This window comes from Agrobacterium bohemicum (assembly GCF_002896715.1).
Taxonomy (GTDB): domain Bacteria; phylum Pseudomonadota; class Alphaproteobacteria; order Rhizobiales; family Rhizobiaceae; genus Agrobacterium; species Agrobacterium bohemicum.
Window position 1 is genome coordinate 67505 of the sequence record NZ_PGEL01000016.1, and the last position, 26095, is coordinate 93599.

The 26095-nt window shown below is 52.6% G+C and carries 13 protein-coding genes, 1 tRNA gene and 1 pseudogene; 9 read left to right on the top strand and 6 right to left on the bottom strand.

All coding sequences use genetic code 11. The features are described 5' to 3' along the window. Window positions 1-363: 363 nt before the first annotated feature. A complete protein-coding gene (locus tag CUC55_RS02140; protein WP_067652589.1) occupies window positions 364-1149 on the top strand; it encodes a hypothetical protein in 786 nt (261 codons plus the stop codon). A 230-nt stretch (window positions 1150-1379) separates the two neighbouring features. Here the strand turns inward: CUC55_RS02140 and CUC55_RS02145 are convergent, their stop codons facing one another. The 3 genes from CUC55_RS02145 to CUC55_RS02165 all read right to left on the bottom strand — a co-directional run bounded on the left by CUC55_RS02145 (window position 1380) and on the right by CUC55_RS02165 (window position 4586). Then, the gene (locus tag CUC55_RS02145; RefSeq protein WP_103086838.1) at window positions 1380-2042 is read right to left on the bottom strand and encodes a DUF2272 domain-containing protein; all 663 of its coding nucleotides are present in this window, start codon (window positions 2040-2042) and stop codon (window positions 1380-1382) included. Between the two features lie 1849 nt (window positions 2043-3891). After that, window positions 3892-4371 carry a class I SAM-dependent methyltransferase gene (locus CUC55_RS02160; protein ID WP_067652597.1) on the bottom strand — a complete coding sequence of 160 codons (480 nt, stop codon included), beginning with the start codon at window positions 4369-4371 and terminating at the stop codon, window positions 3892-3894. Next, on the bottom strand, window positions 4371-4586 hold the full coding sequence (locus tag CUC55_RS02165; RefSeq protein WP_067652599.1) for a hypothetical protein: 216 nt from the start codon (window positions 4584-4586) through the stop codon (window positions 4371-4373). The genes CUC55_RS02160 and CUC55_RS02165 overlap by 1 nt, the downstream gene beginning before the upstream one ends. Window positions 4587-5621: 1035 nt before the next feature. Between CUC55_RS02165 and CUC55_RS02170 the strand changes: the two genes are divergently transcribed. From CUC55_RS02170 to CUC55_RS02210, 5 genes are all read left to right on the top strand, one after another. Continuing rightward, window positions 5622-6494 (top strand): phage integrase N-terminal domain-containing protein, encoded by an 873-nt coding sequence (locus CUC55_RS02170; RefSeq protein ID WP_067652601.1) that lies wholly within the window; start codon window positions 5622-5624, stop codon window positions 6492-6494. Next, window positions 6494-6796: a hypothetical protein gene (locus tag CUC55_RS02175; protein WP_067652602.1), complete on the top strand. Its 303-nt coding sequence runs from the start codon at window positions 6494-6496 to the stop codon at window positions 6794-6796. The genes CUC55_RS02170 and CUC55_RS02175 overlap by 1 nt, the downstream gene beginning before the upstream one ends. 1652 nt (window positions 6797-8448) lie before the next feature. Next, window positions 8449-10131 carry a type IV secretory system conjugative DNA transfer family protein gene (locus tag CUC55_RS02190; protein ID WP_103086843.1) on the top strand — a complete coding sequence of 561 codons (1683 nt, stop codon included), beginning with the start codon at window positions 8449-8451 and terminating at the stop codon, window positions 10129-10131. A gap of 159 nt (window positions 10132-10290) precedes the next feature. Beyond that, the gene (locus CUC55_RS02195; RefSeq protein WP_425352719.1) at window positions 10291-11064 is read left to right on the top strand and encodes a M48 family metalloprotease; all 774 of its coding nucleotides are present in this window, start codon (window positions 10291-10293) and stop codon (window positions 11062-11064) included. 1237 nt (window positions 11065-12301) lie between these two features. Then, window positions 12302-13477: an HNH endonuclease gene (locus CUC55_RS02210; protein WP_103086847.1), complete on the top strand. Its 1176-nt coding sequence runs from the start codon at window positions 12302-12304 to the stop codon at window positions 13475-13477. Between the two features lie 5728 nt (window positions 13478-19205). On the opposite strand, the gene mobQ is transcribed toward CUC55_RS02210, so the two are convergent. Together mobQ and CUC55_RS02235 are read right to left on the bottom strand one after the other, a co-directional pair. Then, window positions 19206-20282, bottom strand: a complete 1077-nt coding sequence (mobQ, locus tag CUC55_RS02225; protein WP_425352710.1) for a MobQ family relaxase — start codon at window positions 20280-20282, stop codon at window positions 19206-19208. Between the two features lie 1421 nt (window positions 20283-21703). Next, window positions 21704-21779 (bottom strand) — tRNA-Lys (locus CUC55_RS02235). A gap of 270 nt (window positions 21780-22049) precedes the next feature. Between CUC55_RS02235 and CUC55_RS02240 the strand changes: the two genes are divergently transcribed. Both CUC55_RS02240 and CUC55_RS02245 read left to right on the top strand, forming a co-directional pair. Further along, the gene (locus CUC55_RS02240; RefSeq protein ID WP_103086851.1) at window positions 22050-22796 is read left to right on the top strand and encodes a cytochrome c biogenesis CcdA family protein; all 747 of its coding nucleotides are present in this window, start codon (window positions 22050-22052) and stop codon (window positions 22794-22796) included. 35 nt (window positions 22797-22831) lie between these two features. Next, entirely contained in the window at window positions 22832-23776 is a 945-nt protein-coding gene (locus CUC55_RS02245) for an AEC family transporter (RefSeq protein ID WP_067652625.1), read from the top strand. On the opposite strand, the gene CUC55_RS02250 is transcribed toward CUC55_RS02245, so the two are convergent. Continuing rightward, entirely contained in the window at window positions 23754-24968 is a 1215-nt protein-coding gene (locus tag CUC55_RS02250) for a UbiH/UbiF family hydroxylase (protein ID WP_103086852.1), read from the bottom strand. The genes CUC55_RS02245 and CUC55_RS02250 overlap by 23 nt on opposite strands. Window positions 24969-25192: 224 nt before the next feature. Here CUC55_RS02250 and pcsA point away from each other — a divergent pair. Further along, window positions 25193-25915: pseudogene (gene pcsA / locus CUC55_RS02255) on the top strand (phosphatidylcholine synthase); the annotation flags it as partial. Window positions 25916-26095 lie beyond the last annotated feature (180 nt).

The following is a 26095-nucleotide window of genomic DNA, read 5'->3' on the forward strand; positions in this document are numbered from 1 at the left end:
TAGGCAGGATGGAACGGCAACAGCGCTAGCTTTCTCCAGATTGCTGGATAATAAGCCCGTTTCCGGTAAAGAGCGCCGTGCGTTACTAAGGGCTATCCAGTTCCGCCTTGAGGCGTTGGCGCGACTGGAAATGCACGGTCACTCTCAGTTGGGGGCGTGGACGCTACCAAGTACAGACAAAGATGCGATTTATGGAAGTGAACTGTTATTTGAGGCTGCGGCGCAAGAACCGCTTGTTGAGATCAACGATGAAGCTCACTTTAATTCCGAGAGTTTTTTCTCCCGCTTGCTTGCCCTGTCAGAGGCAAAAGGCAGCGCGTAGGTGCTCTCAGGCTATTTCACTCGATTTCCGAGACGATTTATATGACCGATGAACGTGATCCCTCCAAAAAAACCTTTAAGCTTTCAGATGTTATAAACACGTTTGAAGGGGAGGGGCGCGTGAGCCCAATGGCGAAGGCGATGGGACTTCATTCCACCTCGGAAGGCCTGGTGAATCTATTTGCGCGAAAGGAAGAAGAACGCGCGCGTATGGCTGCGATGATCGCTTCCACAGGCAGCATACGGCAGATTCATGAGGATATAGACGCGCAGCGGAGGCGAATTGGTGAGTTCACAGCCTCTCAGAAGCCAAAAGTTGTGAAATCTCACGCCCCTGCGCTTGTGACGCCGAAGATTCCACCTAATCCAATTTTGGAGACGAACCGTAAACTCAAGGACATTGAGTCAAAGTTTGAGGATATGCTTGATGTCATGGGCGGCGCTGCCAAAATAGCCACCGATATTCAGTCGCATGCCGTCCAGTTCCTAGACAAATTCGACAAGGCGTCGGAACAGACTGATCATGCCGCTAAAAGTGCTATTCGTATTGCTGTCTTCGCCATCGTGATTTCGGTCGTAACGCAGTTTATACCGATGGGCGTTGGTTACGTCTGGCCTGACCAAACGCTTCCATCGCTCGAAAAACTTACGCACCACATCGTTGCCACCCAAGAGGCAAGCCGTGCGGAGACCAAACGGATCGTTGAGGAGCTTCGATTAAACGACCAGCGCATGGCAGAAGAGATTGTTAAAGTCTTGAACCGGCGTGACGAGGAAGCTGCACGTTTGTTGGAGGCGGTCAGAAAGTTGGCTGAAAGACCGCAGTGAGCCTGACAAGGCAATGGCCGAATTCAACTTGTGTTTTTAACATTGCTTACTCGCAATGCGGGCCTTGATTTCAATGAAGACCAACTGCGCCCACAGCCTTTTTTGCACGCGATGATCGGCAGTTTCAGCGGCGATATCGACACCCTCACGGACGAAATCCGACGCGTAATTTAGCCTCGCGTGATTCCGCATTACCTATAATGCCGGTGTGCTCTATCGTACGATGGTTACTATAGGCCATTTTCGATAATGCAGATCACGCCGGAGGTTGAGCTCCCAGGATCATGGTTCCCGATCATTTTGTTGCCATCGAGCGGCCACTTCTTGCGAGTGACGGAGTTTTTGACGTTTCCGCCAATCGTGATGACAAACTTATCATGAACTTCCGTCACGATATCGCAGTGAGCTTCATACTGACCAGCGGCAACGTACGATTTGTAGGTGTCAAAGTTCGGATCAATAGATGGTTTACGTTCACATGCGATGAGATCACCGAGTTTGGGAGTGTACGTTTTATGGCGGCGAGCGATGAATTCCTCAGTCGGTTTCGTTTTCTTGGCTTGCTCCAACGCTTTAACGATGTAGACGGAATGGGAGGGGGCGTATGAAAANTTTTTATCTGCGCCTGCAACGCTCATAACATATGAAATAAATGCGGCAGACCAAGGCTGATTTTTATTAGAGGAGACGTTTCCGTTTTTGTCGAACTTAACTCCTGAGCGACCATTGTATCCAGCCCATGAAGAGTAGGGCGGATGTTTCGCTAGTTTAGTCCAATATTCCCCAACGCGTTTGAAAACAGAGCTCTCATATTCTTTCTTTGCTCCATCTCCGAAATACGCACATTCATCTGCGGCCACTTGAATTAGTTGATTCACGAATGCTGATGGCATATTTCAACTCCNTTTTAGATAAGTTTGTCGAGGATCGGCATCGCCGACGTCACGTTCTTCAAACGTTCAATAATTGGGTCATTGCCTTTCATCGCAGACTTGCGGTCTGCAAGCCCATTCGTTCCGCCGTTCCAAGCTTTAACGAAACCTACAAAGTTGCCCTCATCGGCGTATTTCTCCAGCTGCTTCCAGTCGTAGAAGGCTGCAATAATCGCGGGCTGGTTCTCTGGAAGAGTGGCTAGCTCGGGGGTTTCTACTAGGTTAAGCCCACATCTTTTTCCAACTTGTTTGTAGCCATCGCGACCGGTGATTTGCGGTGCTCCGCGGCCTATGTACCGTGACCCATCGCTCGTGTTAGGTCTGTTGCCCATGCGGTTTCCGTATATGTCGTCAAATGCTTTCTTCTGCCATCCCAGCCCATAACCGTATTTTGCGACAACATCTGCCGCTGATGAAAAACGGTTGTCCCATACCTCTGCCATCCGTTTGGCAGAGTAGTTTATATTCTCAGTCAGATTTTTAACGGTGAAGCCGCCGCATTCGTGCTCGACATTAGCTAAAGTATAGGCAAGGCGCGTTCGGNTTTCAGTAATCCCAACCTTTTGTAGAGGGGTAGGGTTTTCTACCAATGCGTCGATATACAATTGAGGAGCTTTGGGAAAGAGTTCATTCCAGTCGGATCGCGTTACTTGAAGCATATAATGTCTCCAATTTAAAGCAGTGATGGTACAATCTACCACCTATACATGGCAGCTTTCGCTACGATGATTAATTTGAAATCCAGACCTCTAGAGTTCCTGTGTCGACGAGAGAAACTTGCTTTACCGCCAACGGAACAGATGCGATCCGTGATGCCGATATAGCTTTTGCCAAGGCCTCAGCCGCAGCTTTGTCTTCACCAGTTTTGTATCGTATCTCGTTTATTCCTGCGGCTGATCTGATGCGCTCACCACTATCACTTTGTACTCTCCAGCCACCTGCTTTAAGCGCTGCATTCAAGTCTTGAATACTTTCGCGTGTAATAAGGCCAGCAAATTGGATAAATACTTTGTAATTTGAGGAAGTAACACCTGCGTTATTTCCCGATATAACCTGTGGAANTTCANTTTTAGAATCAATAGCTTGGCTATTGAGTTCAGCGACGCGGTCTTCAATGACGTTGCATCTCTCCCNAAACCTTACCAAGCAATACGTTGGGTTAATAATACCCTGATCTCTAAACAACGCCGACACTACAAAACATACTGCGACGACACAAAAGCAAACAGTCAATGTGTATCCAATGATATATTTTGTTACCCTATCATCAATAATATTAGCGATGATTATCAGGACTGTTCCAATCCCGATTATATAAGCTGCCACAAGAATTGATGTTTTTATATCAATATTAAAGTTCGTAATAATAGATATAGCAGCGAATATTGCTATAGCTGAAACTATTATAGTTGAAGCACTTTTGTTGAGTTTTGTGAGCTGAGATATAGCAGCTATAGGTGATATCGTGGCCATCTGCGTTTCCTGAACGGAGAAAAATATGCGCTACTGACATCGTAAGCAACGCTTCGCGATGAAATCATNAAAAATCGGATAGTTATGTATTAATCCCCTAGGTTAACCATGATATATTTGGTATTATCAGGTTGCAAGTGGAAAAATTAAAATCTCTTCTGAGTAGANTTTTTTAATCAAATCTAGCCGGGTAATTTCAATTTTTACTCACAATTTTGAAGTGCTTCGATGCCTAGCTTTCAAGCCTTTTCTTAATCTGCGTCCGTAACCTTTTCGTGCACTTAGGGCATAACCGTTTAGGGGCACGATGCTAATATTGACGCTAAGTGCTTTCGCCTTAGCTAGAGCATTGACCTCGGACCATGGCTGAATCAGGCACCAGCTCGCCTAGTGACAATACGTGCAGATAATTCGTGCTGCGCTTCAGACCGCTCTCTACGGGACGTATAGTCCTTGTAGAGCTCAGTGTGACCAACGCGCCCTGAACGCGGCGGCAGCCCACGCCGACGGTAATGCTTCGATGGCGGTCCAGCCGTAGAAGCTGATGCACAGCGTGTCCGGCTGGCTTCACGAGCCGGTGGATTGCACGGCACGCAGGCTCCAGCCGGTCGACGTTGGTGTCGTTGGCAATGGTGCGGCCCTGCCGGTCACGGTAGTTGCAGATATACGGCGGGTCGGTGAGGACGAAGTCCACCGACGCGGCGGGTAATCCGGCCATGACGGCAATGCAGTCGCCATGGATGACCGTGTTTTCGGGAACAGCCACCTCGGGGAAGACGAGGTGGCCATCACGGACGCCGTAGTTGGCGGGGCGCATTAGCTGCGCCCCTTGCGGTTACGTGTTTCCGTGGCCTTGGCGCTGCGGATTACGATGCGTCCGTTGAGCGGCACGGCATGCAGGGTCATGTTGAGACCGTCGCCGTCGGGGTGCTGCCATGCGGCTCCGATTTTGGTCCAGAAGGCTTTGTCGCCTTCGCCGTCCACCACGTAAACGTCATGGGTCGGGCGGAGGGTGGTTTTAGGTTGGCTCATGTCAGGTTCTCCCGTTGGTTTACGGTCACGTCCTTCGCGACCGGTCGGGGTGTCTCAAGGCCCTGATAAGGGGCAGGCTGCAATGGAGGGTCCGGCTGAGGCTCCCTTGGGATACGGCTGGATGCCTTGCGGCCTGACCCGCAGGGACTAACCACGACCAATACCGGTCGCGGGCGTGATCGTGCCAATGGGAGGCACATGAAAGCCAATCGCCACCTTCCGTTCCCGCCACAGGACAGGGGGAAGCGCGAAGCACCGTCACGAGCCTCCCGTCGCCCGCATTCTCGCCGGAACGGAGCAGGCGGAACGCGTACCATGCAATCTCTTGGGCAGATGGCCCGATCAGCCCCGTGACCTCCGGTGTTCGGCCAGCCTGTGCTCGGGAGACCGCTTGCGGCGGCACACGGCTGGAGGGTTACCGGAAACGGGGCAGGGTCCCATCGTCTGCCGAAGAGATTGCATGGTGCGCGTGCAGGCAGCGGAGTGAAAAGGCGAGACCGGTCGGATGTGCAACATCCGACATGCGGGCGGCGGGCGGTTCGTCACTCGCCAATTTATTGGGGAGTGACGAACCGCAGCCAAACCCACGGCAGCCGCTATCTTCACGCAAAGGTTTCCACATGACCCGCAAATGAGCGCGGTTTAACGCTCCGCTTCGCTGATCANTTTCAGCGCACACCGCTGGAAATTACAAACCGGGTGCGTTCATTATCCCGCTAGATCACGCCTAACGCTGATCCATCTACCTCACCGTTTCCCCAGCAAAAAGGAGGGCATCATGCATGCTCATTATATTCGCGCGCCGCCGCAGCGGTACCTACTCCCGACACCCGTTCACATGCGAACCCGTGCCGGTGCCCAGCAGGGCAAACCACGCAGGCCAGCCATCCGGCTGGCTCGGGAGGCTTTTACCGACGAAAGGACATGACTGACGCATTCCGGCTTCTGCCGCGAATGACCTTCGCGGGATGACGACTTCCAAGGAATCGCCATCAGCCATCAACACTCACCGCCANTTTTGTGGAGGAGAACAAGATGGATAACTTAACTATGGACCTCGTGCGTCTGAGCCAGCGTAACCGTGATGGCTCGTATGGCACCCAGACCAACCGCCGGCGCGGCCTGACCGCTATGGCGAATGACCTTGACGATCTCGGCTATAAGCTGCCATCGGCCGCGTCGCTGAAACCGAAACATATTCAAGCGCTGGTGGAGAAGTGGCTCGATGCCGACACCACTGATGCCAGTATTCGTAACAGGCTTACTTGGCTGCGCTGGTGGGCGGAGAAGATCAACAAACCGAACGTCGTCAACCGTGACAACGCCGCCTATGGCGTCGGGGAGCGTGGCGAAATCACCCGCAACCGCGCCCAGACACTTGACCCGGCAAAGTTCAAAGCGATTGAATGCCCGTACATCCAAGCCTCACTGCTGCTGCAATCGGCATTCGGCCTGCGCCGCGAAGAGGCGATGAAGTTCCAGCCGCTGACAGCGATACGCGGCGAGTACATCTCGCTGCAAGGCAGCTGGACCAAAGGGGGCAGGGCTCGCACCGTGCCAATTACCACGCTGGAACAGCGCCAGGTTCTCCAGCACGTCATGAAACTCATGCCCGGTCGCGGCTCGCTGATACCGGCACACCTCAGCTACATCGAACACCTCAAGCGGTTTGAATACCAGACCCTCAAGGTGAACCTGCGGAATACGCACGGTCTGCGCCATGCGTATGCGCAAAAGCGCTACGTGGCACTGAGCGGACAGGTATGCCCGCTGGCAGGTGGCAAGAACTGGGCAACCATGACCCAGACTGAGCGCGAAGCCGACCGCGCCGCGCGTCGGCAGATTTCTGCCGAACTGGGCCATGGCCGTCTCAAGATCACCGATATCTATCTGGGGAGTGCATTCTGATGAAACGTTCCGACGGCAATGTTCTGATGGCCATGAACCACCGCGCCCAGTACGCCAAGAAACTGTTCAACCCCGCCACCATCGCCACGGCTATCGACGCCGTGGCGGCGGAGGGCCATCGCCAGTATCGCGTGGTGCAGGAGATACCATTCGATCTGTCCGGCACCGCCGCGGCCCGTGCGCTTGAGATGTGGTTGGATCAAGAGAAATTCAGCTATACGTGGCCGCCACGGTTTTTGGAGCAGGATGCGTTCAGGCCTTCGATTGCGACGGAGCATCCGGAGTTAGTGGTATTATGGTAAGTTGAGTAGTTCCCTAAGAAAATCGGCCGAACTGACTAAGTTTCTTCTCTGTGATTTCTTAAGGCTTAAGATTTTGTCTTGCTTGAATATCAGCGATTCTTCTTCCATAAGTTGTTTATCAGATTCCATGCGGGTGAGATNAAAGATGAGCAGGCCACCGAGAGAAACGTCACCGCAGCAAGCATCCACTGGAAAGGCCGAGTTGGAGTTGCTGAAAATGCAAGCAGAGGCGATGAAGAGACAAGCTGAAGCTACGATTGAGCAATCAAGATCCATTGACAGGCAGACAAATTTTTCATTTTTACTTAAAGANTTTGAAAAAGTATACGATGTTTACCTGTACTCACATAGCGAACGGTCGGAATCTATCAAAATGTTTCTTACGTTGTTGACGGTTCCTTTCGTTTCTCTTTCTATTTTTGGATGGGCAACTAGAATAAATCCAGCCGACAACACACTTGAAGCGCTGATTAAGAGCTTTCCCAACTGGGTGTTTTGGCTTTTCTTACTGGTTGGAGCGGCTGGTTTGGTCCCGTTTCACCGGTTTGTCGCTGCTCATTGTAATTCTTACNAAATGATGAGGTACATGAACAACTATCGCCTTCTGTANTTTCAGTTCTTGAAGGATGATATCAATGATCTCAAGTGGAGATCTGTTATTGAGAAAGATCCTAGGCACCCTAAGGCCACATTAAACCTTCATTGGACGTCAANTTTTTCTGTAATAGTCTGCGCTACGAATACATTGTACATGTGTATTGGAGTATATTACTCTGATGGAGCGCAATCTTCATGGACATATATTGCNTTTAGTGTTTTTATTAGCATAATATTGCATGGGCTTATCGTATGGAGTGAAATTAAAACGGCAGATTTGGATAGACTCAAGATATTCCACGTGCCTGTCGATGCGTTGCTTAAGAATATTGATAATGAAGTAAAATAGCATGATTTTATTGNAAAACAGCGAAATAGGTCAGGTTTGGCTGGAGTATATTCAGTCTGTGCTTAGTAACGGTGAATGGGNTTTTGATAACCGCGAGGAAATATTTGAGACCACATCGATATGTTTCACAATATCAGAATTTGATGATGTTAATGGCATTTTATCACGCCATTCTCNAAAAAAAATAATCGAATTATACACAAGGAAAATGTTTTCAACGGAAATTATTGAAGAATTAAATTCGACATATGGGGATCGATTTTTCAACAATATTGGAGTTAATCAATTTGAATTGGCGGTCAAAAAGTTAAAAGAGAACAAATACGCNAAATCAGTTTTCATTCCTTTAGTTGTACCCAATGATCCCGGCCCGAGGATACCCTGTTTAAGTGCGGTGCAAGTGGCCATCAGGCATGGCGAGTTGGTGATGTTCGCAACATTTAGATCTCAAAATGTATTTAACTCCTACGGGAATTTCTTGGGATTGAAAGAACTCTCCGTGCGATTTGCCACCGAGCTCAACGTTGCTAGCGGTCCAATAAATTTCTTTGTTAATTTCCCACATATATATCGAAGCGATGTTCCTCGTTGCCAAGGCATTATCTCTGCCGAGACAACTGGAGATAAAACTTAAGGTTATTCCTGCTCGATCTTTTCAATTTGAGTTTCGATCGCTAGTCTGCTCAAGTCAGGCCGGGGCAGTCATATGGGCAAATACGATCCATTCGGAGGATGGCAGCGCGATATCGCGTCCTTCTTCAACTGGGGCAAATGGGGCTTCAAAGCAGGACGTCATCTTAAAGCCCGTTCCGCACGGAAACGGGTTGAGCAACTCTACGGTCCCGAAGTAGCCGATGCCGTCGAAGCTGCTGTCACCTCAGGCCGCGATCCCAAGCCCATCATCGAACGCGCCAAACGCGATCTTGCTGCCCGCGAAGAACGCGAGCGCCAACTTGCCGACCCAACACCGCTGTATGGCTCCGCCTGCTGGCCAACCTCTGACGATCTCAAACGCCTCCTGCGCGACCGCGCCGCCTTCAACGACCCATGTTCCATTTTGCTCGGCACNTTCACCGACGAACGCCAAACCTCACCTGCTGGGTTCGTCCACTGGGATGGCGACGGCCATCTGCTGACCATTGCCCGTACACGGACGGGCAAGGCACTAACCACGATCATTCCGAACCTCCTGCGCTATCAGGGAAGCTGCGTGGTGCTCGACCCCAAGGGAGAACTGTTCGAGGAAACGTCCAAGTGGCGCAGCACCCTAGGCCCGGTGTACCGGATCGCCCCGCTCGATGCCGGTTCCGGTAAACCTGTCCACCGGTTCGACCCGCTCAGCCGGGTCAAACGCGAGTCCGACGCCCGCGCTATCGCTATGCAACTCTTTCCCCACGATTCAAAGGCCCCGTCGTTCTTTATGGACGACGCCGTCGGAATCATGACCGGCATGATTATGTACGTCCGGTTCAAGGCTCCACCACATCGCCAGACCATGGCGACGGTGTGCCAGATGGCGATGCTGAAGGGGCAGGCGCTGCTCAACGTAGCCCGCGATATGCTCACGTTCCCGCCGTCGAAGGACGCGGGCACAATCATCCTCGAAAAGAACTCCCAGACCAGCCTCAAAACCCTACAAGACAGCCTGTCGAGCAAGCTCTACGAATGGAAAGACGCGGATATTCAGCGAAGCGTCAGTGGTAACGACGTAAGCTTCGAAAACCTCAAGGATCAGACCGCCACGGTCTACATCGAAATCCCGTTCAACATGATGACGACGTTTTCAGGCTACCTGCGTGTAGTCTTGAAAGCCGCCCTCGATGCCATGCTGGTGAATCCGCGCCAGCCGGACATACCGGTACTCTTCGTCCTCGATGAGTTCTTAAGTCTTGGCTCCTTTCCCGAATACCGCGACGCGATCCACACCCATGCGGGGGCAGGGGTCCGCTTGTGGTTTTTTCTCCAGAACATCTACTCAATCGAACAACATTATCCGAACAACAGCTGGCGTCCGTTCCTGAACTGCGCGGTCAAGCAGTTCTTCGGCATCAATGACGACGATACCGCCAGAATGGTCAGCGGCTATCTCGGTCACAAGACCCATGCGATCCGCACCACCAGCAGCAATACCAACGTGTCATCGCATCTGGGCGGCTGGAGCGGTGACGCTTCGACCAACAGCGGGNTTTCCATGACGGAGGGCATCCAGTTCCTTGGTCGTCCGCTGCTGACCAGCGACGAGATCAAGGAACTACTCGGGGAATGGCAGGGCGACGGCTGGCGCTACGGCATTACCGACATCGCGGGCAAACGCCCGTTCAAGACGCAACTCGTGATCCACGAGAAAAGCGAAGCATGCAGGCAAAGGGTGGGAATGCAAACGCCATAGGGGGCAGTCATGACAGGGGACGTGGACGTTCGTCGCATACGCAATAGCAGTTTTTTGACGTGGGTCGGGCTGGTGCTGGGCAGTTGGGTTGGACTGCTCTGGGGCAGTCTTTTGTTTATGCCGGTCGGCGCGGGATTTGGCATTGCAGCAGCCAGTGCCATGGGCGGCTACATCGCGGTGCCGCTGTGGGGTACGTTCTGGGGTCTGACCGGCCTGAGTGGTCAGCGTAATAAGGCATTACGTGATCTCGGCATTAAGGNTTTGCCTGATGACGACCCGCTAACCCAGCGGGTTGGGGCTCTCGCGGCGCGACTGGGCCTCACCACTCGCCCGTGGGTGGCGATCATGCCGCACAACAATGCCTTTGCTATCGGTGCGACGCGCAACAGCGCCATGGTGGTGCTTGGGCAACCATTGATCAACACCCTGACCGATGCCGAGCTTGATGCCATCATCGGTCATGAACTTGGCCACATCGCCACCAATGACATGCGGCGCATGGGGCTGGCCCGTTCATTCCAGAACGCCTTGGTCTGGTATTTTGGATTCTCGCGCACCCTTCAACGTTGGGTCCGCTGGATACTAACGTGGATGTCGGAATTCCTGATCCTTGCGATGTCGCGCAGGCGCGAATACTGGGCCGACGCCGTAGGTGCGGCGCTGACCAGCAAAGAGGACATGATTTCAGCGCTCGAAAAACTTCACCACAAGCCACGCCTCAGTTCCTACGAGCGGCACCATGCCCGGCTCATGATTCATGGTGTCGATAGCTCGGTGTTCTCCACGCATCCCAATTTTCTTCAGCGAAAGCGGGCGCTCGAAAAGGAAAAGTATCTGCGGTTCGTAAAAAAGCCGGTGGTGGCGGAGGAGGTGTTGGCAGCCCCGGTGACGTTGCCGCTGGTGGCGGAGATGGCTTATGTAAATTCGAAATAGAATTAGAAAGTGCAGTTGCTTTTACACCGACAAGGTCTTCAGCGAGACGGGGAGCGTCAATGAACTGGAAACTTAAGAGTCTGATGTTTGTATTTCTCGTTTCAACGCAAAGTGCCGTTCGCTCTGAGGTTTTCCGTCTCGAAACGATTGTTTACCAAGAGGACCAATCGTGTAAGTACACGTTGTCACGACCAGATTGGCAACACAGCATCAAAGACCTACTTCGTGACATACTGAATATAAATATTCAGTATGTCCGACTCGAGCCCCAGCGAATGCTAGTTACAAACCTAGGAAACGGTAATGCAGTGAAGTTCAAAACAAAATACAGGGGGATGTCTGGTGATGATAATAATGAGATTTACGAGATTATTGAAATTGAAGGAATGGCTATCCTTGGTAAAGACGGCATATTTATAAAAGTCACGAATACAAATCATGTGACTAAGCCCTATCTGTCGGGTAAATTTATTACCTGCGAACCTGTTTCAGTTCCTCATGACGCAAGATTGACATTGGAAGACATGNAAAAGATGGAAACAAACAGAGTGCGCGAATTTGAACGTAAATCCGCTGGAGCTTTGGACGAGGCTACCGGATTTATGCTGAAACGGGCGGCCGATACGACTGGATCAGCAAAACATCTAATTAAGTCGAGGATTGATGCCTATGTTGAAGAGACCAAAACGCATCGCGAAAAAGGCCTCAAATCCAAAGATACCTCGGCCCTCGAATGGTCAAACCACAGGGCGATTGAAGCTCAGTATAATTGCAACATTCTCTTTGGTGGTGATTGTTAGCGCATGCTTTGGGCCAGCTTATGCTATTTCTCAAGATAAGATGATATGTATGACGCAAGAGTATTGGTTCGCAAAACTTGGGCCCGCAGAAAAAGATATCTACGAAGAAATATCGAAAAAATGTCAACTGAGCGATGAGCGATCAATGGAGATCGACGAGTTCATCGATACGGCGACGGCAACTGTTGAAGGCGGCGGCGATGAGNTTTTTGCAGCTGTCTACGGACAAGAACAAGCAATTTTATTTAGGGACGTGACGCGGGAGACCTTGCGTTTCATGCAAGCTGTCGACGCTCACGTTATAAGAAATGCACCTATCGAATAAAGTGATCACCTGAAAGAAAGTCGTTTGAAGTCATTTACAGTGATTTCAGAATATACCGAGCAACGAAAGCGAGCGGCAACAGCACCCATTGATCGGAAAGGCGGAGCGCCGGATGAAGACCTGTTTGTATTGTAGTGAAGAAAAGGCAGAGAAGGAGTTTTCTGACGAGCATATCTGGCCAAATGCCCTTGGAGGCGANTTTTTACCCAAAGATATCTGGAGAACAGACGAGGTTTGCCAGCGATGCAACAGTATAAGCGGTTTGTTTGTGGACGGGGAGTTTATCCGTGGGTGGATCGGACAAGCGGAACGGTCACAAGGCTCACTGGAATATCTGGCCGGTNAAAAAGCTGTAGCGCCAATACCCTTGGACTATTTGGGACCTCTTCAAGGCATTCCGGTTCCTGTCGGACATATCGCGGATTATTGGGCAGGTCCGTGCGGCGCGAATATTATCCATATTCGTCCAGACGACGGTAATCCCAACTGGACCACTTACTCAGGTGGTAATCCGATTATCAAGAAAGGCTCGGGCGGAAGAGCATACATTGCGCTCACCTCCGAAGAACCGTTCTGGATCATGGTGAGCCTTGAATCCTTCCGCCATCACTTCGATAAAGCTGAGCGTTACGTGGTGAATGCCAATATTTCACCCGACTGGGGAATCGGCGTTCCCGATCCGGAAAACACCGTTCAAGCCGAAGATATGAAGACCGTAGATGCGGTCGATAGGAAAGGCCGTGCTGGAGAGAAGCTGCACCTCCGACCGGCTGTAGCAATTGACACGGGTGGACGTATGCTCGCCAAACTTGGCTTGGCGGTGGGATATAAGCTGCTAGGTGATGCGTTCCTGGCCACAGAGTATGCAAGCCATCTGCGGGCGGCGATGCGGGAAGGGGACTTTGAAAAGCGACGGGCTATTCCCGTGCGAGGTTCATCGTTCCTAAAATCTCCGAACAATCCCGAAGTAAATAAAGCGTTAAGCTGGCCGGGGGCATGGGTCCTGATGATCAATGTCATCGCCGACAAACTCTCGCTGAGTGTGATCTCCCCTTCGGGTCGTTCGATGACAGTACTCGTCAGCGATGAGAAATCGCTTTTAGGTCGCCTCGACGCAAAATACGCCGACGGGGTAGTTTGGATCACCGTGGTGGCGGCGAAGAAAGCGGTCGGCCCCTTCGCGCTTCCTGACTACATCACCCACAAGCTCAACGTTGCCTCTCTTCAGGAACTTGAAGACCTAGAAGCGATGCGCGGCGATCCGGCCATGCTGCCGCCGTGCAAGTAAAAAGAGATCATCTAGCTCTAGGGAGCGGCTATGTCGCGACTTTTTCGGTCCAATCGAACAGAGTGTCGTCATCGCCGCTCAGAGGTGTCTCAACACGGTAATGAAGCGATTGGTTGGGCTGTTCGNAAATGGTGACTGGGCGAGTCATCCGGCACTTGTCTACGATAGCTTGGGCGGGATCACGCTCTCCGAAAAAGCCGATCAGCCTGTGTGAGCGGTTCCACTCTAACGCCCATACCCACGTCTCAGCGGTAGGGTGTTTGCGTGTCATTGCTTTGAAAAATCCGTCTGCGGTGATGCAATGAAACCTGNAATCCCAATCATTAATTTCCGTCATCAACTGGCGCATGACCGCATTTCCCCAGTCTTCCCACCTCACCATCTGGACGGGATGATATCCATGAAGCCAATAGCCACCGACCTGCGATTCCGTTTTGTAGGTCTGGAGGTAGAAGAACGCCATCAGCTGAAGCCTTGCCAGTTCAAAGGCGCGTGGTAATTCGATTTNGGGGGGCGAGGTAAACGCGANTTTCAGATTAATACCGGGGCCTAGGCTACCGTTTAAGTTGACGGTTTCCCGGCTTTGGCTGATTGGCTTGCGCGTTCTCCGGCTTATGGAATTTTCCGCACGTCGTCTTGCCTCTTCGATGGCAGGTAGATCGTCATGGGAGTGGCGGCCTGTGACATCAGGCGCAAGGGTGATAGCGGCAATATCGTCCTCAAGATCGGCTTTCTTATTGTTGCAGGCGCGGCAGGCGTTGACGATAAGATTGAACTGAGCGTTGAACTTGCCTTTGGGAACGAAACGTCGCCCGATCACATGGTCTTTGGTCCGGTTCAGGCCCGATAGCATCTCGCCGCAATACACGCAGCGGATATTTTTGAGTACGACGGCACGATTGGCCGGGAACGTGCGCATGTCTTGGTTCANTTTTTGAAGATTAGCCCCTCTTGATTTGAGGAGCTAGTCTAAAACAGTGTTCGATGTGGCGATCCTCACTTCTGCTGGGGAAGATTTACCTCCTTGCGTTGTGGAAAGATATTGTCCAGCAAACTCTAATGTTGAGTGTTCCCGTCGGATACGAGATGATGCCCATGCCTACACAGCAGGAAAGCAGCGTGCCTTGAAACTTCCCGATATAAACTTCAGAAATATCCGCAAACACCGAAGCTCCCAGAACGATGGGTTTGAGGAACTCACTCGTCAGCTTGTGTTGGCTGATCCACCTGAAAATTACTCGTCCATCGAGAATCGTGGTCCTGGCGCAGACGGCGGCGTCGAAATTGCCGTGAAGTTTTCGGATGGGCGTGTGTGGGGCTGGCAGAGCAAATACTTCCCTGATGGATTTGGGGCATCAGAGGTAACACAACTCAAAAAATCATTCAGATCTGCACTAACTCANTTTCCTCAGTTGGAACGCTATTACGTTGCTATTCCACGAAATCTGTCAGGTTCTGCTGAGGGTGNAAACGATACTCAGACGAAACAGTGGATCAATTTCAAAAAATGGAGCCAACAAGAATCTAATAAAAGAGGGCGGTCAGTTTCGATAGAGCTTTGGGATGAAACCTACTTCGTCAGTAAGCTGCAACGGAATGAAGCGCGTTACTCCGGAATGCGGTTGTATTGGTTTGACGAAAATTCCTTTGACAAGCAGTGGTTTGAAAACCAACTGAGTAAATCGCGCGATTACATTGGTAAGCGGTATCGCCCTGACGATCACGTTGATGTCGGCATTAACAAAAAATTGCAAATACTGCGACGCCACCATAGCGTTCGGGACCGTCTTACCTCTGTATCTAAAAACTTAATTGACGCGAGCATCGCGCTCCGTGACATCATGGGGACGGGCAGTGGCGCGGAGCCGCTACGCGAACATTGCGACAAGATCCAAGCTGAAGTGGAGCGAATTCTCGCGCTTTTGCAGGCCCTTAATGTAGACAACCTGTACGCCTGCGATTTGTCTGAGTGTCTCGATGACGTCCAGACGATAGACCGGGCTATGCCTGCTTACCAAGCGCTCCTTCAAGCCCGATTTGAGAGAATTGACGTTATCACCCCTAAAACGGACGAAACAAACTCTGTGTATGTTTATTCTAGTGCAGTTAGGAGTGCCATAAATGACGTCGCAGGATATTTGAGGAACGCCAGCCTTGTTTTTTCTGTTTCAGATCGAAAAATCCTTGGGCAACCAGCGCTGCTAGTGGAGGGGGACGCCGGAGCTGGTAAATCGCATTTAGTAGCGAAAGAGGTCGAATCTCACATCAGAGATGGTAATCCCGCTCTGTTTATACCAGCAAGAACACTGGACCACGGCGACAGACCCGAACAGGAGATCCTGAGATATCTCGATATCGCGGATATAAGATTTGAAACGTTTCTGGCGGCGCTCGATAGCGCAGCGCTCGCTGCCGGTGGGCCTGCGTTACTGATTATCGATGGCATCAATGAAAGCTTGAATGCTGCGGGCTGGCAGGCTGGTATTCCGGCACTGTATGGCCAGCTCAGAAAATTTGAGCGGCTAGCANTTTGTATCACCGTGCGTTCTTCTTATCACGACTTATGCATTCGGTCCGATGTGGATATTCCAAGGGTCTTCCACTATGGATTTAGAGGCCATTTGGGAGAGGCAGCTAAAGAATATTTGGATCGCCATGGCATTGAACGGTTTTCCGCTCCAGTTTTCGGCCTGAATGAGCTTCTTTTAAGTCCACTGTTTTTATCGACAGCTGTTGATTTCCTCAAATCATCCGCGCAAACTTCGTTCCCCCGAGGAATGGATTCTATTGCCAAAATTATCTCGTTTTGGCTCAAAGCCGTCGAGAAAAATCTCGTTGAAAAGCGATTTGACAGACTTTCATTGAACGACGGAAAAATCTCCAATGCCTTGAACAAAATAGCGGCAGAGATGGCTTCGACGGGAAGCGAATATCTGGCTTACGAGGTTGCAGCTAAACTCTGTGAAGACGCCATAAACCTAGGTCCGCCAGCAAAAGAAAGCGACAGGTTCATCTCCCGTCTTATCGATGAGGGCGTGCTTTTAGATTCTCCGTCGCGGGATGCAGAAAGTGGGAAACGGATTTCCTTCGGTTTCCAGAAGTTTAGCGACTTCTTTGTCGCTGAAGCTATTTTGCGAGATTGCNAAACTCCCGGTCAACTCGCCGAGGCGCTGNAAAATGGCGGGACATACGAATATGTTTTTTCGGAAGACCGCATCCATGAGTTTGCAGGGTTAAGGGTTGCTCTTCTCGCGTTGACGCCGATCCTCTGGCAAGTTGAGCTCCTCGACCTTGATGACAACTTCATGGAAGCCGTTGATGTATCGGTTGAAGACTTTCTTGCGTCCCTTCTCTGGCGACGTGGTGAGGCTATCACTGAGCGAACTGTCGAGCTCCTGGAGTCGCAACGCAAACCAGTTCATGGTGATGAACAGGTTATTGATGATACGCAGTGGTTTACTCTACTCCTTGCAATGGCAACTCTGCCCAATAGTCCCATTAATGCTGCATACTTGAAGCAAGAGCTTGCATCCCTAACGCTTGGTGAAAGGGACGCAAGCTGGTCGGTTTATTTGGTTGGCAAGAGCGAGACGTACGAGGATGACTGGTCAGTCGTGCAGCAACTGATAGATTGGGCGTGGGTCGCCCCCAAAATATCCGTCGAGTTGAGTAAGATTCATCTGGCCGCCACCGCATTGGCGTTGATGACTTCGACTACAGACAGACAATTGCGTGATTGTGCGACGAAAGCGCTTGCTAGTCTGCTTACGAAATATCCAGAGGAAATTCCTGCGCTTATAAACGAGTTTGAAACGTGGGACGATGCTTACGTGCGGGAGCGAGTTCTTGCCGCTGCCTCGGCCGGTGTCCTTTATTGCGAGGATAAGGCTTTAATAAAAGAAGCGGCAATTGCAGTCGACAATATGGTGTTCACTAGAATGCCGGTTGAACGGCATGCATGGACGAGGCGTTATGCGCAGATCATTGTGGATCACGCTGTGTTCAATAGCGCGGGTATCGATGATAAAGTGGTTGCGAGGGCGGCACCACCTTATGCTTCAGAGCCAATTAAAGATTGGCCTAGACTCGAAGACGTCGTGGAGCAGAGGGAGACAGCGCGATCAATTTTCGGTTCGGTCATCGGCTTCGTTCCAGCCCGGTTTGACGGAAGAGCGCCTACCATGGCAGGCGATTTTGGCCGTTATACGATGGGAGGAATCTCCAGCAGCTTTTCGCAAGAAGTTCGTAGAGGCACTCCGCCCCCAACGCGGGAGCAGGAAATTTCCGNTTTTTGGGAGCAAGTGGACGCACTTNGGGAGTCAGCCACGGCCCTGCACACTGAGATAGCGGACGTTTCCAGCCTGATTACAGAGACACGCTTCTCGGATTTGTTGGCGTCGGTAGATCCCGAAAACGCAGGCAAGGAAGACGTTGATAGCGCCAAGGACTTCGAGACGAGACTTACAGAGTTACAGCAAGAGCTTGTTGCCAAATTGCCCGAGCACTTGCGGGTCGAGNTTTATCGTATTAAGCCGTTAAACCGCTACGGTGNAAAAGGTATTCGTAAATTTTCACTATTGGAGGCTCAATACTGGGTATTCAAACGCACGTTGGAATTGGGGTGGAATCGAGCTCTGCATGAAAACGTTGAGAGGGAATCACTCGCANTTTCAGATGGAAGACGCGATCATCGTGTCGAACGAATTGGCAAGAAATATCAGCATATTGCCTACGGCGAACTAGTTGGCTATCTAGCGGATTATCACTGGTATGTGAATTGGGATCAAGAGCCAACTATTCTGGCGTGCCTAGAATCGTTCCAAAACGCGGATATTGATCCAACCTATTTTAGCGGCAGTTACAGTAGGCCAGTGGAAACATTTATGCCTGACGGCTTTGTGGTACCACCGATGGCGTTTGTGGTGGATACACCGAAACGAAATATGAATTGGACGNAAACACTCGATGATATTCCCGACCTAACGCAATATCTTGTCCAATCTGATCCGGAAGGAACACTTTGGGCGATGCAACGCTGCCATTGCAGAAGCCAAAACTACATGCGTGGGTTTGAAGTAGAGGAGCCCTTTCGAAGTGCTCAGTATGGCGTAGAGTTAATTTTGGTGAAACGTTTTGATCTGGACAAACTAGCTAATTTGACGACCGATGAGATCAGCGAAAATAACAGTGACGTCTTTGACCATGGCTCGACAGATTTTCACCTCTGGGCTCAATTGAGTTACAAGCATCAAGCATCTCCGCCCGTCTTATCTTTGGAGTATCAGGCAGCGGACTTTCAGTTTGCAAGGCCGAAAAAAGCGTTCTCACCCAAATACACAGAGTTTGACCACAGCGGGGTACGTGACGAGCCCGACTTCATTGCGCCTCATCCAGCCATATTAGGCTATATGAAATTAAAACCTAAGAACGGGTGGTCATCCGTTTTCGTGACGCAGGATGAGAAGCCAGCNTTTGCAGACAAGCCAAATCAGGGTGATAACGCTGCGTGCTTCCGCCTCGATATTATCGAAAAATTTGCAGAAGATCATGATTTAAAAGTTGCTTGGCGTGTCTGGGTGGAGAAAGACGGCGGGTTGGGAACACACAGAGCGGGGCCAGATCATAAGCAGTTCGCGAGAAACGACTATATCGGGTANTTTTTCCGGGATGGTGACGAATGGCAAGGCGATCTCGTCCGATTTAGAGATTGAGTGACTGCTCCCATGTATCACCGATTGCGGTCTTGTTCACGTTGCCGCTCTTCCGGACCACTCTTTGTGGGTTGTCTGTTATCCACTTCTAGCCAATCAAGATGGNTTTCCCACCGTTCCAGCGTCGCTTCATCCTGCGCTGGAGCGGGATCACCAAGCCAGTCCAGCAAGTTTTCAGGTGCCAGCCTGTAGTTCAGCGCGTCATCCTCACTGATTTCGCGGCTGTTCAGCCGCTCAACCTCATCGCATGCGGCATGGGGAACGCCGTTCGGCGCTAAAGTCACGGGAAGGTCTTCCCGTTCGACTTCGTCAAGCATCCGCCGTTCGGCTGATGCAAGCTCGCGCGGATGGATAGGTGATCCGTCCGGGTCGGGCACTGGCAGGTCGCGGTCATCATGGTTCGGAGTCATGCTTTCCCTTTCTCGCTGGCGCTGCCTGCGGGCACGCCGTTCCTCTCGGTCCGGCCCGCGATGCTGGCCCGGTGTGCGGTCAAGCTTGCGCTTGGCGTAACTGCGGCTGTCGATGGCGGCACTCACACCCGCCTTGGTCAAGGCGGCGTTGGCAACCCGCTCCCACGTCACCCGTGCTTCACTGATAAACTGCCGCCCGTCGGCACTGCGGATTTTCGGGCCAAAGCCCTCCGACGTAATAACGCGGGTGGTCAGCAGGATATGGATATGGGGATTGTGCTGGGTGCCATCGTCATGAATGGCGAAATCCGCGACAAAGCCCTGCGCGGTGTAGGCGTCAGCCATCGCGTGGGCAATGCCCAGCCACGCGGAGCGCGGCAGTTCACGGGGCAGGGCGAATTCTATTTCCTTGGCCAGCCGCGCATCGTGGCGCTTTTCGGCCAGTTCGACCGCGTTCCATAAACGCGACCGGTCGGCCATCCAGTCGGGTGCGCCAACAGGCAGGCGGATGCTGCTGGTGATCACGTCGCGGCGTCCACCGAAGTCCGACAGCCGTTCTTCCGCTTCGTTGGGTAACACTTCCCCAGCGCGGTACGCGGCGGCAGCGACGACGGAGCGTCCGTCGCTCCGGCTGATATTTTTGACATTCAGGTGATAGATAGCCAATTCACCTTGCTCCGGCACGGACGGGGGTTCAGGGGGTGTCCCCCTGACGCACTTGCCGGTTTTCTCCAGTTCGTCTTACGGCTGGTTAGAAAACCGTGCATCGCATCACCACCTCTTCAATGCGTACACATGGTGATGCGTAGGTGCGCTGTTACGCATTGATACATGCAGCCCGCAAATGTTCAAGCTGGTTACGCCTCGGCAGTAACCGCCTTCACCTTTCTACGCACGTTGATAGCCTTGGCATCCAGCGTGTTCTTTAGATGTACCGCATAGTGCTTCTCGATCATCTCCACGCTTGTCCGGCAATTTTTGGCGATCTGGTAAATGTCGGCACCTTCCAGCAGCCGCAGGCAGATATAGGTATGGCGCAGGCTGTAAGCCGAACGCCGGTTGCCCTCGCGGTCGGTCTTGAGTTCGCAGTCAGTCAGAACCTTGTTGAACTGTTTCTTGTGATCCTGCGGAAACACCAGATCGGTTGGCTTGGGCGCATTGCGCTTCACCAGCCGCTCAAACGGATGCACAGCGCCCGTGGTGCTCTTGCAGTAACCAAACCCACGTTTGCCGCGCACTTCGATCAACAGGATGCGCTCGCCGTTATCTGGGTCGGTCTCGAACGTTACGTCACGGTATTCCAGGCGGTTGGCCTCATCGGGCCGTAAGCCGGTATTGGCCATGAACAGGATGTAGTCATGCATCTGCGCAAGTGGATATTCCCAAGGCATTCCCTTGGCGGTTTTAATGCGCTCGCGGGTATGCGTGTAAAGCCGCTTGTATTCTTCGGGTGAAAACCACGCGCGGTGGCTGATCTTGCCGGACGCGCGATACGGCGCGGAAAAGTCGGGGAGGTGGCTGATCCAGTCGTGCCGCAGCGCGGTTTTCATAACCTGCCGGAGGGTGACGGTCTCATGGTGCAGGGTAGCGCGTGAGGGCACCTTGCCGGTCTCTGGATGAGGCACCAGNCGCATAACGCGGAATTCCTGTACCTTGCCCGCCGTGATGGTGCTGAGGCCGAGCTTCCCAAAGAAGGGGATGAGGTGATTGTCCAGCCGCGCTTGATGGTCTTTGACGTATTTTGGGTTGCGCTCGCCTTTGGTCAGCGGCACGTATTCGGTCATGAACTGCTTGGCGGCGTCGGCAAACGTCCGTTCCATCTTCAACTGGCCGATACGGCTTTTGCCGCGCAGTTCAAGATACCAGTCTTCGGCAAACTCTTTGGCCAGTGCCAGACTGTCGGTTTTGGAGCTGACCCGCCACTCTCGGCCTTCGAGGTATGTGGAGCATTGCCACAGCGAACTGTTGGCGCGGCGATAGACGCGAACCTTATCGCCAAGAATGGAATGTGAGGTCATTTAATCCTCTCAAACTGTGCGAGACATGTGTGAGAGTGATTCTAGCCCGTTCTCGGCCGTTATCAAGATGTAAGTTTTTGAATTTGTTGGTGAGAGGCGTGGGACTCGAACCCACGACCCGCGCATTAAAAGTGCGCTGCTCTACCAGCTGAGCTAGCCTCTCTCACCATATCGTTCCGCGTATCCCTCTGACACATAAACACAAAAGCTGTGTCAAATTCAGTTGCTTCAAAAGCCGGGCTGCGTGTTCCTCTGCGGCGGTGAAGCGCCCTTTGGAAGTGCGCGGAACATAGGTAGAGGCACGTCTGCGGTCAACCCATAAAAACGCGAATATTTCTCGTTCCCGCANTTTTTTGTCGCGAGCGCNAAAAGGTGATTGGTCGTAAGGGGTTGGCCGCGTTAAATGCGTTTCGAAATGTAGCGGAGTCAGTCCTTGTCCATCGCAGATATCTCTCNTTTTACAGCGCTTCTGGCCGGTGCACTCTCGTTTTTGTCGCCCTGCGTGCTGCCATTGGTGCCGCCCTATCTGTGCTACATGGCGGGCATCTCCGTGGAGCAGTTCCGGGATGAGCGATTTGAGGCAAAGCCGCAAGTTCGACGAGCGGTGATGTTTGCTGCACTGTTTTTTACGCTCGGATTCGCGACGGTGTTCGTGGCGTTGGGCGCAGGTGCGTCCAGTATCGGCATGGTGCTGCGCCAGAACCTGGATATCCTCGCCAAGATCGGCGGCTTCATCATCATTCTCATGGGGCTTAATTTCCTCGGCGTGTTCCGCATCGGGCTATTTTCACGCGAGGCTCGGTTTCAGAGCGGCGGCAAGCCAGCGACACTGTCGGGGGCGTATGTCATGGGCCTCGCCTTTGCCTTTGGCTGGACGCCGTGCATCGGGCCTGTCCTCGGTGCCATTCTGGGTGTGGCGGCTGCGAGAGATACGGTGGGGGAAGGGGCGATGTTGCTCGCCGTCTATTCCGCCGGGCTTGCCATTCCATTCTGGATCGCGGCCGTATTTTCGGGAAGCTTCATGCGGTTCCTGGCCCGCTTTCGTCGTCATCTCGGCGTGGTGGAAAAAGCGATGGGTGTGCTTCTCATCCTGACGGGGATAGCCTTTATGTCCGGTTTCATCACCAATGTCGCAATCTGGTTTCAGGAAAGCTTTCCAATACTTATGCAAATCGGTTAAAGCACTTATGGCATTACAAGCGGTGAGGGGGAGCCATGGCTGAGATCGCCGGATTGCTGTTTCCGTTTTTCGGACTGATCTTGATCGGCTATCTCGCCGGGCGCATTACCAAGCAGCCTGCCGAAGCGCTTGGCTGGCTGAACACTTTCATCATTTATGCGGCTCTGCCGGCGTTGTTTTTCAAGCTGGTTGCCAAGACGCCCGTCGATCAGCTGGCGCGCATGGATTTCGTTGGCCTTAGCCTTTTGGCGACGTACTCCATTTTTACGCTGCTCTTCGTGATCGGCTATTTGGTCTGCCGCAACAGCCTGGCTGATACCACGATTCAAAGCTTCGCCGGCAGTTACGGTAACATCGGTTATATGGGGCCGGGCCTTGCACTTCTGGCCTTCGGAGAGCGCGCCGCCGTTCCTGTTGCGCTGATCGTTTGTCTTGAGAATGCCATGCATTTCGTGACGGCCCCGGCGTTGATGGCGATTGCCGGGGGAGACAAACGACCGCCGCTGACGCTGGCGGGCGATGTGACGCGCAAGGTTCTGACCCATCCGTTCATTCTATCTGTCATCGCGGGNTTTCTCGCCGCCGTCATCGGCTGGCAGCCACCTCAACCGGTGCAGCAACTGGTGGACTATCTGTCGCAATCGGCAGCACCCTGCGCTCTGTTTGCCATGGGTGTGACGCTGGCTTTGCGCCCGCTGAAAAGAGTACCGGTTGAAATCAGCTATATCGTTCCTGCGAAGCTCATTCTGCACCCGCTGCTGGCCTATTTCATTCTGTCGTCCTTCGGCTCTTTCGATCCGATATGGGTTTCAACGGCGGTGCTGCTGGCCGCACTGCCGACCGCCACGAATGTCTTCGTCATCGGCCAGCAATATGGGGTTTGGCAGGAACGCGCGTCGGCAACGATTCTTGTGACCACAGGCCTTTCGGTTTTCACCGTCTCCTTGGTGCTTTATCTCATCCGTTCCATGAGCGTCTGAGGCTGCCGNAAATCATCGAGGGCAGGGCTTTGATGCCGCGGCCTGGCTCGATGCCTTCCCGCATGACCAGACCCCGCAAAGGCCCGACGCTGGAGAGAACATGCAGGCCCGCTGCGCGCGCCATCTGTACGGGCAGAAGGCTTGATAGCAGCGAGCGGTTCAGAAGATCGACGCTGAGCGTCCGGCTGACGACATCTGCGCGGCGGCGACGGTCGAATGTCGAGCCTGCATCACCGGGTATCGTCTTGCCCGTCAGCGTGCCGAGAAGTTCGGTCAACACGATGATATCTCGCAGGCTGAGGTTCAGGCCCTGGGCACCGATCGGCGGAAAACCGTGGCCGGATTCACCGACCAGCGCCACGCGGCCCTTGCCGTAACGATGCGCGGTCATGCTGGAAAGCGGCCACGTCTGCACGTCATCGGAGACTTTCACGTTACCGAGCATGGACTGCATGCGGTCCTCGATGCGGCGGCTGAGGTCTTCCAATGGAAGGATGGTGATTTCGGCGGCCTGCTGCGGTGTTACCACCCAGACAAGACTGGAACGGTTGCCGGGCAGAGGCACTTGCGTGAAAGGCCCCGTTTGTGTGTGAAATTCCGTGGAAACATTGCCATGAGGGCGGCTATGCTCGAAGTTCAGCACCATGGCGGTCTGTGGATAGGACCACGAGCGCACGCCGATCTTCGCGGCTTCGCGCACCTTCGACTTTTTGCCATCTGCACCGACCAGGAAACTTGCGGAAATCTGCTCGCCATCTTCAAGGGTGACGGTCGCCTCGCGTTCTGTGATTTCTATCGCGTCAGCGACGCCGTCGATAACAGTGATGTTATTTTCTTGCGCGACTGCCTCGCTTAACACCGTCAGGAGCGTGTGATTGGCCATGTTCCATCCAAAGGCGGGCAGGCCGATTTCTGACGAGCGGAAAGCCACCGTTGGCGCGCGCAGCAAACGGTCCGTGCCATCGATGATCTGCATGGTGGAAAGCTTGGCCGCGGATGGCTCGATCCGTGACCAGAGGCCAAGGCGATCCAGAAAACGAATGGACTGGTCCATCAAGGCCGTGGTGCGATGATCCGTCTTATCGGATATAGGCGCTATCAGCGCGACGCTGCGGCCTGAACGGGCGAGTGCGATGGCGGCGATCTGACCTGCAAGTCCTGCACCCACGATGGCAATCTCGAAGTTTCTCATCGTCCTGTCCAATCCAGCNTTTACCTTCAACACCTAATACGCGTTCCAACATAGAAGTTCGGACGTGCCGAATCCAGAACCCATCTGTGTCGCAATCGTCATGAGGACGAAGTAAAATGCATATTAGCATCAGGATAAGCTTTCGCGCATGGTTGCAAACAGCGATAAATGGCCGCATACCGGACTGGACGTAGTGGATAAAACACGAGGCGCCTGCGCTGACTATGAAGATATTCAAATACAAGCGTGTGCCTTACGCTGAAATACGCGCATTTTCCGTCCATATTCTCACCGCCTCAGGCTCGTTTCTGGCATTTCTGGGCGTGGTCGCGGCGGCAGAGCATCGCTTTGTGGATATGTTTTGGTGGCTCGGGCTTGCGCTTCTGGTTGACGGCATCGATGGTCCGATTGCACGAAAAGTGCGGGTCAAAGAGGTTTTGCCCAACTGGTCCGGCGATACGCTGGACAATATCATCGACTACGTGACCTATGTTCTTCTGCCTGCTTTCGCCCTTTATCAAAGCGGTATGATCGGCGAGCCATGGTCATTCGTGGCTGCTGGCATGATCGTCGTTTCCAGTGCGATTTATTATGCTGACATGGGCATGNAAACGGATGAATACTTCTTCTCTGGCTTCCCCGTCGTGTGGAATATGCTCGTCTTTACGCTCTTCGTCATCGATGCCAGTGCGACGACCGCAATGATCATCGTTACGATTTCCGTTGTCCTGACCTTCTTGCCGATCAACTTCCTGCATCCCGTGCGGGTGAAGCGCTTGCGGCCGCTCAACATGACTATTTTCCTTATCTGGTGCGCATTGGGCGGGTATTCTCTCCTTCTGCACTTCACTACGCCAGATTGGGTGGTGGCAGGCGTCGTTATTACCAGCATCTACCTTTACTGCGTCGGTGGCGTTATGCAGTTGCTGCCGTCACTGGGTGGAAAAACCCCGTCTTGNAAACAGTCGTTCAAAACTGTGGTTTTGAATGCGTTTTCAGTTGTACAGAGCCGTAAAACGGGTATCTAGTATCAATTAAGGGCACTGCCCAAATTTAGTGCATGACTATCGGCTCAGTCGTTCAACACTTCGAAGAAAGTGCGGCGGCGGGTTGGNAAAGGGGAACAG

Bases quoted from the DNA above. Each gene is read 5' to 3' on its own strand.
- CUC55_RS02175 (WP_067652602.1), top strand. From the start codon at position 6,494: ATGAAACGTTCCGACGGCAATGTTCTGATGGCCATGAACCACCGCGCC.
- CUC55_RS02165 (WP_067652599.1), bottom strand. From the start codon at position 4,586: ATGAGCCAACCTAAAACCACCCTCCGCCCGACCCATGACGTTTACGTG.
- CUC55_RS02170 (WP_067652601.1), top strand. From the start codon at position 5,622: ATGGATAACTTAACTATGGACCTCGTGCGTCTGAGCCAGCGTAACCGT.
- CUC55_RS02160 (WP_067652597.1), bottom strand. From the start codon at position 4,371: ATGCGCCCCGCCAACTACGGCGTCCGTGATGGCCACCTCGTCTTCCCC.
- CUC55_RS02140 (WP_067652589.1), top strand. From the start codon at position 364: ATGACCGATGAACGTGATCCCTCCAAAAAAACCTTTAAGCTTTCAGAT.